A 677-nucleotide genomic window follows, 5' to 3' on the forward strand; every position below is an offset into this window, starting at 1 on the left:
AAAAAACTTTGGTGCCGAGAACCGGAATCGAACCGGTACGGTAGTCACCTACCGCAGGATTTTAAGTCCTGTGCGTCTGCCAGTTCCGCCACCCCGGCAATACATCTGAAAGTTGGAGCGGAAGACGAGGTTCGAACTCGCGACCCCCACCTTGGCAAGGTGGTGTTCTACCACTGAACTACTTCCGCAACAATGTATCGCTTAAAACTCACTAAAATGGTGCGGATGAAGGGAGTCGAACCCCCACGCCATAAGGCGCTAGATCCTAAGTCTAGTGCGTCTGCCAATTCCGCCACATCCGCATATAAATGGTGAGCCATGAAGGATTCGAACCTTCGACCCTCTGATTAAAAGTCAGATGCTCTACCAACTGAGCTAATGGCTCGTACAAATGGTGCCGGCTAAAGGAGTCGAACCCTCGACCTACTGATTACAAGTCAGTTGCTCTACCAACTGAGCTAAGCCGGCATATAATAATCACAATTTCTTTTCCTATCAATTATGGAAGCATATTTTACTTACGTAAAAATCATTGGTGGAGGATGACGGGATCGAACCGCCGACCCTCTGCTTGTAAGGCAGATGCTCTCCCAGCTGAGCTAATCCTCCGAATAATAATAGCCTGGCAATGTCCTACTCTCACAGGGGGAGTCCCCCAACTACCATCGGCGCTGAAG

General features: G+C 49.5%; 6 tRNA genes. All 6 read right to left on the reverse strand.

Annotated elements, in window-relative coordinates:
• Nucleotides 1-9 precede the first annotated feature (9 nt).
• Nucleotides 10-98, reverse strand: a tRNA-Leu gene (locus tag ACOI1C_RS22655).
• 15 nt (nucleotides 99-113) lie between these two features.
• Nucleotides 114-188, reverse strand: a tRNA-Gly gene (locus ACOI1C_RS22660).
• 29 nt (nucleotides 189-217) lie between these two features.
• A tRNA-Leu gene (locus ACOI1C_RS22665) sits at nucleotides 218-302 on the reverse strand.
• Between the two features lie 7 nt (nucleotides 303-309).
• A tRNA-Lys gene (locus tag ACOI1C_RS22670) sits at nucleotides 310-385 on the reverse strand.
• A 7-nt stretch (nucleotides 386-392) separates the two neighbouring features.
• Nucleotides 393-468, reverse strand: a tRNA-Thr gene (locus ACOI1C_RS22675).
• Between the two features lie 65 nt (nucleotides 469-533).
• A tRNA-Val gene (locus ACOI1C_RS22680) sits at nucleotides 534-609 on the reverse strand.
• Nucleotides 610-677 lie beyond the last annotated feature (68 nt).

The sequence above is a fragment of the Bacillus sp. DJP31 genome (assembly GCF_049310945.1).
Taxonomy (GTDB): Bacteria; Bacillota; Bacilli; order Bacillales; family SA4; genus Bacillus_BS.